Annotated in this window: 10 protein-coding genes; 3 read left to right on the top strand and 7 right to left on the bottom strand. The window is 39.8% G+C overall.

What is annotated here, in order from left to right:
- Positions 1-404: 404 nt before the first annotated feature.
- The 3 genes from AB1401_13065 (at position 405) to AB1401_13055 (ending at position 3068) form a co-directional block, all read left to right on the top strand.
- Entirely contained in the window at positions 405-1157 is a 753-nt protein-coding gene (locus AB1401_13065; protein ID MEW6616378.1) for a SagB/ThcOx family dehydrogenase, read from the top strand.
- A 1-nt stretch (position 1158) separates the two neighbouring features.
- Complete coding sequence (locus AB1401_13060; GenBank protein ID MEW6616377.1) at positions 1159-2109, top strand: hypothetical protein; 951 nt, start codon at positions 1159-1161, stop codon at positions 2107-2109.
- A 77-nt stretch (positions 2110-2186) separates the two neighbouring features.
- Positions 2187-3068, top strand: a complete 882-nt coding sequence (locus AB1401_13055; protein MEW6616376.1) for an amidohydrolase family protein — start codon at positions 2187-2189, stop codon at positions 3066-3068.
- Positions 3069-3122: 54 nt separating this feature from the next.
- Here AB1401_13055 and AB1401_13050 read toward each other — a convergent pair whose 3' ends face one another.
- The 7 genes from AB1401_13050 to AB1401_13020 form a co-directional block, all read right to left on the bottom strand.
- Positions 3123-4379 (bottom strand): pitrilysin family protein, encoded by a 1257-nt coding sequence (locus AB1401_13050; protein MEW6616375.1) that lies wholly within the window; start codon positions 4377-4379, stop codon positions 3123-3125.
- 38 nt (positions 4380-4417) lie between these two features.
- Positions 4418-6508 carry a polyribonucleotide nucleotidyltransferase gene (gene pnp, locus AB1401_13045; protein ID MEW6616374.1) on the bottom strand — a complete coding sequence of 697 codons (2091 nt, stop codon included), beginning with the start codon at positions 6506-6508 and terminating at the stop codon, positions 4418-4420.
- A 72-nt stretch (positions 6509-6580) separates the two neighbouring features.
- Positions 6581-6847: a 30S ribosomal protein S15 gene (rpsO, locus tag AB1401_13040; GenBank protein ID MEW6616373.1), complete on the bottom strand. Its 267-nt coding sequence runs from the start codon at positions 6845-6847 to the stop codon at positions 6581-6583.
- A gap of 87 nt (positions 6848-6934) precedes the next feature.
- A complete protein-coding gene (truB, locus tag AB1401_13035; GenBank protein MEW6616372.1) occupies positions 6935-7870 on the bottom strand; it encodes a tRNA pseudouridine(55) synthase TruB in 936 nt (311 codons plus the stop codon).
- The gene (locus AB1401_13030; GenBank protein MEW6616371.1) at positions 7870-8829 is read right to left on the bottom strand and encodes a bifunctional oligoribonuclease/PAP phosphatase NrnA; all 960 of its coding nucleotides are present in this window, start codon (positions 8827-8829) and stop codon (positions 7870-7872) included. The genes truB and AB1401_13030 overlap by 1 nt, the downstream gene beginning before the upstream one ends.
- 4 nt (positions 8830-8833) lie before the next feature.
- Positions 8834-9190 (bottom strand): 30S ribosome-binding factor RbfA, encoded by a 357-nt coding sequence (gene rbfA / locus AB1401_13025; GenBank protein ID MEW6616370.1) that lies wholly within the window; start codon positions 9188-9190, stop codon positions 8834-8836.
- Positions 9191-9217: 27 nt separating this feature from the next.
- Positions 9218-9505 (bottom strand): DUF503 domain-containing protein, encoded by a 288-nt coding sequence (locus AB1401_13020; GenBank protein MEW6616369.1) that lies wholly within the window; start codon positions 9503-9505, stop codon positions 9218-9220.
- Between the last annotated feature and the right edge of the window lie 55 nt (positions 9506-9560).

Genomic DNA, 9560 nt, shown 5'->3' with positions numbered 1-9560 from the left:
TTCAAATCGCATCTTCCGAACCTCCTGTAATATCTCTGTCCGTCCCATACGTCACCTCCACTGGTGACCATTGTAAACCGGACAGATTATGTGCTACAATACAGGACAGTTTATTTGTTTCTGACAGGCTCTTTGTTATGACTTGACTTTTTAACTGTTTTTTGAAAATATGTTACCAGACCTTAAAGTTAATATGCTTATAAACAAATCGGGTATAAGCCTATTAATCAAATGAAACTTACATGCCTCAAAGAGACACAAAGAATAAGGAAAATGTCTTTGCGAGGAGTTTGCAATAGGCGAGCGCCTTTACAACAGCACACTTAAGTGTGCTGTTGTAAAGGCTGGGATTGCTTTATCCGCCTCTGGCGGGTTCGCAATGACAGAAATAGGTGCATTTTCAAATGAAAAAAGATTCTGAAATTGATAATAGCCTGAAGGATAGGATAGGAGACCTCTTTCAAGAGATCACCAAATATCATCGAGATCGGATGACCGGTGGACATCTGGACTTCGGTTTTAAACCTGATATATACAAAGAATACCCTGATTGTCTCCATGTACAGCTTCCTAACCCCGAAACAGACGGTGGTAAAGGCTTATGGGAGATATTAGCCCGACGCAGATCCTTTAGGGATTTCAACGGCACTCCCATATCTACCTCTGAACTCTCTCAGCTCCTTTGGTCTGCCCAGGGGATAACTGCCGATATTGGAGCATATCAACTCCGTTCCTCTCCTTCTGCCGGTGCCCTTTATCCTATTGAGACATACCCGGTGGTTAACTACGTGGATAGGATAGAACAGGGAATTTATCATTACAATATAAGGAAACACTATTTGGAGTTACTGCAAAAGGGAAATTTTGGGTCCCAGATAGCAAGGGCGGGGCTAGAGCAGAATATGCTTGCTTTGGCAAGTGTAGTATTTATTTTTACCGCTGTTACCTATCGTTGTAAATGGAAGTATAGACAGCGAGCCTACCGCTATATATACCTTGACGCTGGTCATATAGGAGAAAATGTCACCCTTGCTGCAGAGGGGCTTAATGTTGGTTGCTGTGCAGTAGGCGCCCTATTTGATGAAGAAGTAAACAGGCTTTTAATGTTAGATGGAAAAGAAGAAACGGTGATCTATATAATGGCGGTGGGGAGATAAAATGAAGAATGAGTTTAGATATATAAAACTGGACAAGGTTAAAAGCTATTCAATAAAAGAGAGAAAAAGCAAGGTAATTACCGAAGATTTCGGGAAGGTTTTTGCCAGGCATGGCAGTTTCAGCGAATTTATGGAGGGCCTCCCTGATATTCTGGCTGCCAAGGACTTAAAGGAGGTTGTTTCTAGAATTACAGCAGCATATAAGAATCAAAGTATAATAGTCTTTGCCCTTGGAGCCCATGTTATAAAGGTTGGGCTAAACCCTGTCATTATAGATCTTATGGAAAAAGGGATAATAAGCTCCATTGCCTTAAATGGAGCTGGGGTCATTCACGACTCAGAGATTGCTATGACAGGCAAAACCTCAGAAGATGTGAGTAACGGTTTAAGAGAAGGCTCTTTCGGCATGGCAGATGAGACAGCTACAGTAATAAATGGTGCCATTTCTCAGGGTGCAGAAAAAGGTTGGGGAATTGGAGAGTCAGTAGGAAAAAAACTAATGGAACTTGATCTCCCATATAATAACTTGAGTATCCTGGCTTCTGGCATCAGATTAAGGGTGCCTATCACGGTTCACGTAGCCATTGGAACGGATATAATCCACATGCATCCCTCTTGCAACGGTGCCGCTATTGGGAAAGGCTCTCACCTGGACTTTCGTCTATTTTCTTCCATAATATCCAGCATAGAAAAGGGGATCTATTTAAATATAGGTTCCTCAGTAATATTGCCGGAGGTATTCTTGAAAGCTTTGACCTTGGTTCGTAATCTCGGTTTTAATGTAAAGGACTTTACCACTGTTAATATGGACTTTATCCAACACTACCGCCCTTTAACTAATGTGGTAAAAAGACCAACATTAGGGGTTGGCATGGGATACTCCCTAATCGGACACCATGAAATAATGGTCCCTCTCTTAGCGGCAGCCGTCTTGGAAAAGATAGATTTATAATTTATGAATTCGCTATTAGGGATACTTTTCTAAAACTATCTTTTAAACCGGAGAGAACCCGATAACGGTAGATAAAAATGATACAATATGACGATTTTCAATATTTCGATGTCCATGTGCATTTTTTCCCTCGAAATTTATTAGATTCTATTTGGAAGTACTTCGAGGATTACTATTGGCCGATTTACCTTAAAGACACGGCTGAAAATCTCGCTTTTAAACTGGTATCAGACTTTAAGGTCAAACACTTTTTAACGCTCAATTATGCCCACAAACGTGGCGTCGCTCGTTCAATGAATGACTGGACATATTCCTTCTGTTCGTCTCCTCAATTGAAAGGCATAGCTATCCCTTTCGGAACAATCCACCCTGGTGATGAAGACAGGGTGGAAGAGACAGACCGGATACTAGGTGAATTAGGCTTTGAGGGCATTAAACTCCAACTTATGGTAACGGACTTCTATGTATATGACCAACGAATGAAACCCATTTATGATAAAATAATAGAATATGACAAAGTGTTGTTGATCCACGTAGGTACGGGACCGACGTATACAAATTACTTTCCTGAAACAAATTTGCAAAGCCCTTATACGGGTGTTAAATATTTGGAACATCTAATGGAAGAGTATCCTGAAATGAAGGTAGTTGTTCCCCATATGGGTACTGACGAGTATGAAGCGATGTGGTCTCTCACAAAAGAGTATCCGAACCTCTATTTCGACAGTGCGATGATATGCGTCAAGAACAATACTGTCTTTGATGATAAAATGCGCTCTGTGAGCAACGAAAGACTCTATGAGATTTCGGACCGTATCCTGTTTGGGAGTGATTTTCCGAATATCCCTTATGATTACCGAAATAGTGTCTTAGGGTGGTTAGAACGGGGGATGGACTATTCATTTTACGAGAAAATATTTTATAAAAACGCAGAAAGGTTGTTTCACGAATATATTTAGACACATTTATCTTCAAACGATAGTTCGGGGTAGAATTAAGCGGAAAGTAACCCGTCAAACCTCCAATAGGTCGTTTGTAAAATCCTTTTCTTTCATATGCCCAAGAACGGCCAGTGAGAGGTAGTCCTTATTAAAGATCTCCTCTGCCAAGTGGGTAATCTCCTCTGAAGTCACCTTTTCAATACCATTGATTATCTCATCTACGGTAATAAACTTCCCGAAATATATCTCACTCTTGGCAAGCCTGCTCATCCTGTTATCAATATTTTCACACGCTAGTATCAGATTTCCTTTAAGTTGTTCTTTTGCCATTTGTAGTTGCCTTTTTTTCAGGGCATTGATTTTAAGCCCCTTAAGTTCCTTTATAACCAATTTAATCACCTTCCTTAAGGCATCTCCATCGGTACCAGCGTATATTGTGAACAGCCCCGTATCAAAATATGCTGACATATAAGAATACACTGAATAAACTAACCCTCTTTTTTCCCTTATTTCTTGGAATAAACGTGAACTCATCCCTCCACCCAGCACAGCATTCAGAATATAGCTTGCATATCTCAGTGGATGAGTTTGTGAAGGCCCTTTGCTTCCAAGACAGATATGAATTTGTTCAAGTTCTTTTTCTTGAATCAAGACTTGAGAAATTGGATTTGGTAAATCTTTGGCTGTATATCCATCCTTTTTCGGTAGGCTACCAAAGTCATCCTCGATCATCCTAACAACTTCGTCATGCTTAACATTCCCGCAAACTGCGATGATTATTCTGTTGGAGGTATAATACTCTTTGAAAAAATTGATCATCCTGTCCCTATCTATAGTGCCAACTGTCTCTGGCTCTCCAATGACTGGATAACCCAAGGGATGTTCACGAAAAAATACCCTGTTAAATAGTTCCTGGATATACTCATCTGGAGTATCTTCTACCATACAGATTTCCTGAAGTATTACCTGTCTTTCTTTATCAATCTCTTTAGGATCAAAGGTGGATTTAAGAAGGATATCGGAGAGGAGGTCTATGGCAAGAGGAAGGTCTTTAGTCAATACTTTTGCATAAAAACTCGTATATTCCTTACTGGTACAGGCATTTAATATGCCACCAACAGAGTCTATCTCTTTTGCAATCTGCATTGCTGTCCTATTTTTGGTCCCTTTAAAGAGCATATGTTCAATAAAATGGGATATGCCATTCTCATTCCTCTTTTCGTCGCGGGACCCAAGGACAACCCAAACACCAATAGAAACGGAATTAACGTACGGTACATCTTCAGTTACTATCCTAATCCCATTGTCTAAGGTAGTCTTTTGATACATCTTGTCCTGTTTTCTAATTCAAAGAACCTTTCAATCCATTACTCTTTACGAGTCATTCCTAACGCTTCTTTGCGACTGAGTTTGATCCTTCCGGCCTCATCGATACCTAAAACTTTAACTAAAACCTCATCACCCTCCTTAAGCACATCCCTTACATCCTTGACCCGCTCTGTTGACAACTGAGATATATGGACCAAACCATCAACTCCAGGAAGAATCTCAACAAATGCCCCAAAGTTCATGATTTTCTTAACTTTTCCCATATAAATCTCTTCCACCTGAACCTCTTGACATATCTCTTTAATCATCTCAATTGCCTTATCACCAGCTCTGCTATCGGCTGATGCTATATTTATCTTACCTGAGTCATCAATGTCTATCTTTGCTCCTGTTTTCTCAACTATATTTCTGATAACCTTTCCACCAGGACCAATTACATCTCGAATCTTATCTGGATTAATCTCCATAGTAATAATCCTTGGGGCATAGATGGATAAAGACTCTCTGGGCTTAGAAATTGTGGCTTTCATCTTATCTAATATATAGAGTCGGCCCTCTTTAGCTTGATAAAGAGCCTTTTCGAGTATATCTTTAGTAACCCCTTTAATCTTTATATCCATCTGAAGGGCGGTAACACCATCCTCAGTACCAGTAACTTTAAAGTCCATATCACCTATATGGTCTTCATCTCCCAGGATATCTGACAATACAATAACATCTTCATTTTCTTTCATCAAACCCATGGCTATCCCCGCCACATGGGTTTTTATGGGAACTCCAGCGTCCATCAGGGAAAGTATTCCTCCACATACGGTAGCCATAGAAGAAGAACCATTTGATTCTAAAACATCAGAAACAAGTCTAATTGTATATGGAAAATCCTCATTGGAAGGCAATACCCTGACAATTGCCCTCTCAGCTAAAGCGCCATGTCCAATCTCTCTTCTGCCGGGGCCCCTCAAGAACTTAACCTCTCCTACGGAAAAAGGCGGAAAATTATAATGCAGCATGAAAGACTTGTAGCTGTCTCCAAAAATGGATTCTATCTTCTTTTCATCTGATGCTGTCCCAAGAGTTGTAGCTGCCATTACCTGCGTTTCACCCCTGGTGAACAAAGCAGAACCATGGGTTCGCGGTAAGACTCCCACCTCACAGGTAATGGGCCTTATATCATTAAAGCCTCTGCCATCGATTCGTTTTTTCTCCGATATATACATTTCTCGTACCAGTTTCTTCTTTAACTTCTCAATAAGTTCTTTTATTTCTTCTTCTCTTCCTTCGTGCGCTGGCAAGAGTTCCTCTATGATCTGTTGTTTGACCTCATCAAACATCTTGTATCTTTCAAGCTTCGCAGGTATTCTTATCGCCTTAGTGAGCTTTTCATGAGCCAAATTCTCAACCTTCTCTTTGAATTCAGGTTCTATTACCTTTACTGTAATCTCCCTCTTCGGTTTTCCTACAATTCTTTTCAGTTCTTCCTGAATTGTCAGGATTGGCTGCATGGATTCGTGCGCATACCATATAGCATCCAGCATCACATCCTCGGGAAGGATATTCGCTCCACCTTCCACCATAACTACTGCATCCCGTGTCCCCGATACGAGAAGATCAAGGTCACTGTTCTTTAGCTGTGAATTTGTTGGATTACATATAAGCTCACCATCAATCCTGCCTATCCTTACCCCTGCCAACGGACCTGTAAAGGGGATATCAGAAATCTCCAAAGCAGCAGAAGCACCAATCATTGCCAGTGTATCTGATTCATTTTCTTGATCTGCGGATAAGACCGTCGCAATAATCTGAGTTTCATAAAAATATCCATCTGGAAAGAGAGGCCGTATAGGTCTGTCGATAAATCTTGAAGTAAGTATTTCCTTTTCACTGGAACGGCCTTCACGTTTGAAGAAACCACCAGGGATTTTGCCAGCGGCATAATTCATCTCTTGATAGTCCACTGTTAATGGCAGAAAATCAACTCCCTCCCTAATCTTTTTGTCTGCTACAACAGTTACCAATACTACTGTCTCCCCATACGTTACAAGCACCGATCCATTTGCTTGCTTTGCTAATTTTCCTGTCTCAATAGAGAGGGGCCTTCCATTTACATCTACACTGACTCTTTCTATCATTTCCAATCATATCTCCTTTACGGATTTGAGATCAGACCCAAATCCTTTAATAATGGACTCAACTAAATAGCCTCATTTTCTTATACCAAGTTTACCAATGATACTTCGATACCGATCAGTATCTTTTCTTTTCAGGTAATCCAACAATCGCCTTCTTTGGCCTACGAGTCTCATTAACCCACGGCGTGAATGATGGTCCTTTTTATGTACCTTAAAATGCTCCGTGAGATAATTTATCCGCTCACTCAACAGGGCAATCTGGACTTCTGGTGATCCAGTATCTTTATCGTGAACTCTGTGTTCTCCTATCAATTTTTCCTTTTTCTGAGTATCTAACATTATCTCTAATACTCCTTTCCAAGAAATTATCTAACCGATCTTTATCATACATACCTTTCTTTGTAAAGAATGTTCTTGATGTATCAATTAAGTGTTAAAAACTCGAATCAATCTACAAACCATATCCCACCCTTCTTCCTTGTCAGTTAATGGAGAAGTTATCAAAGACTCGCCTACAGCGATTAGATCATCTTTTAAGGAAGTAATCCTCAGCCTTTCTCCTGTCTTAATATGTGACAGACAAATGCCTTTCAGATCGTCGATTATGATCTGTTTACCATGCCTAACCCTTTTTGCCAGATCGTCACTCACCCTTATTTGAGGCAAGTTATTTAAAGCTCTATCTAATGGGATTACTTTGTCTTTTACTGCCCCATTTTTGAACAGGCACTCTAATTCATCCAAAGAATGAGAATCTTTGATATAAAAGCCACCACTTCTTATCCTTCTCAGCCTAACCAGGTGGGCACCACAACCTAATTTCTTACCAATATCAGCACATAATGTTCTAATATAGGTACCTTTAGAACAGGACACATTGAATGAAACATAGGGAAGATCAATCTTGGTAACATTAATTTTGAAGATGTTTATCTCCCTCTCTGGAGTATCAACATATATACCTCTTCTTGCCAATTTATAAAGGGGAGCCCCTTGATACTTTAAGGCTGAAAATACTGGCGGCTTTTGCTTAATATTACCTTCAAAACTTATAAAGGTATCAATTATCTTATTGTGATCTCCCGGAATCTGATAAGATTCTCTAATTACTCTACCAAACAGATCCTGTGTATCCGTTTCTCTACCCAGCTTTAAATCTGCCTCGTATTCTTTATCATCATTTATTAAAAATTGAACTATCTTGGTCGCTTCATTTATGCAAACAGGAAGAACGCCGGTAGCCAGAGGGTCCAAGGTGCCTGTATGCCCTGCTTTATGAACCTTAAGCAACCTTTTCACCCTCTTCACAACATCATGAGAAGTAACCCCAGAGGGTTTATCAATAACTAATATACCATTCACTAACTCAACCTTTTACTAATAGCCTCAAAAACCTTTCTCTTTACTTCTAACAGGCTGCCTCCGACATTTCCACCCGAAGCATTAGGGTGGCCACCTCCTCCGAATTCCCTGGCTATATCAGCAACATCAACATCTTTATTGGACCGGAGGCTAATCTTATAATGATTCTTGGATACCTCTTTGAACAAGACTGCTACTTTTACACCCGAAATAGACCTAGGGTAGTTCACTATATCTTCTGTGAGTTCTGGCGTAGCCCCTGTTTTTTTTAACAGTGAAAGCTTTGCCACTACGGAAGCTATCCTTCCATTGTCTAAAATCTCTAATGTATTTAACACCAGCCCCAATAATTTTAGCCTGGAAACAGGCATTTGTTTATAAATCTTCTCAGCCACGCTAGACGGATTGACCCCCATTTTAACCATCTCACTCGCAATATGAAAAGCCCCCTCAGTTGTATTAGAATTGCAAAAGGCACCAGTATCTGTTAATATGGCAGTATAGATGTTAAGAGCAATCTCATATGTAACCTCAATGGGAATCTCCTTTAGAACGTTATATATGAGTTCTGCAGTAGAGCTGGATTCTGAATCAACTAATATTACATCACCAAATTTACTATTAGTTATATGGTGATCTATATTTATTATTTTTCTTATTTTTCTTATCTTCTCAATTCCATTTCCTACTCTATCAAGATCGCCACAGTCTAAAACAAAAGCGACATCAAAATTAACCCCGATTTTATCGGGGTTATGAACAATCTCTGCACTCATGGGCAGAAATTGGAGATTCCGGGGGATGGGGCCCTGATTAAAAACCGTTACCTCTTTGCCAATATTGTTCAAGGAAATTGCCAGGGCGAGGGCTGAACCTATGGCATCGCCTTCTGGATTAATATGGGAGGCAATCAGAAAGGCTTTGTTACTCTTTATTTCTTCGATTATTCTCGCTTCCATTTCATCAGTCAGAGACTGCCCTTTTTAAGCCTTCAAGGATACTATCGATATGGCTTCCGTATCTTAATGAACCATCAAATTTAAAGACAATATCTGGAATATAACGCATTCTCAACCTCTTTCCCAATTTCTTTTTAATATAACTGGATGCGCTATTTAACCCCCTGGTAGTCTTTTCTAATTCTCTATCACTATCAACCATACTGAAGAATACCCTTGCTTGGCGAAGGTCATCAGTTACTTCAACGCCAGTAATTGTCACAAAACCAATCCTGGGGTCTTTAATATCTTTTAATAACATTTGAGCGATCTCTTCTTTAAGGAGATCAGAAACCCTATCAGCTCTTTTGTAGTCCATCATAAGTCTCCAGTGCTAGGGTGTTATATATTAATAGTCAAGTATCTCTATCTCTGAGTTGAGTATATCAACAACTCTTAGGTCATCGATGAAGTTAGTTATCTTGTCTAAAGAAGAATTGACATATTTTTTATCATTACCCACCACACAAAAAGCTACCTGCACTCTTTGCCACTTATCGTTTTCCCCTACCTCTGCTATAGATACATTGAACTTTTGTTTAACCCTACCAATGACCCTTTTTAAAACCTGGCGCTTCCCTTTTAAGGAGGAGTTACCTTCTATTATAAGATCCAAGTGGCAAACACCAATAATCATCCTGTTTCGTTTAGAATTCACAGTTTATAGTTGCAGGCTTGATAATTAATCAAAA

Source organism: Thermodesulfobacteriota bacterium (genome assembly GCA_040757775.1).
In the GTDB taxonomy this organism is placed as follows: domain Bacteria; phylum Desulfobacterota; class UBA8473; order UBA8473; family UBA8473; genus UBA8473.
The sequence above is the reverse complement of the archived record's forward strand: the minus strand, read 5'-3'. Positions and strand labels throughout refer to the sequence as shown.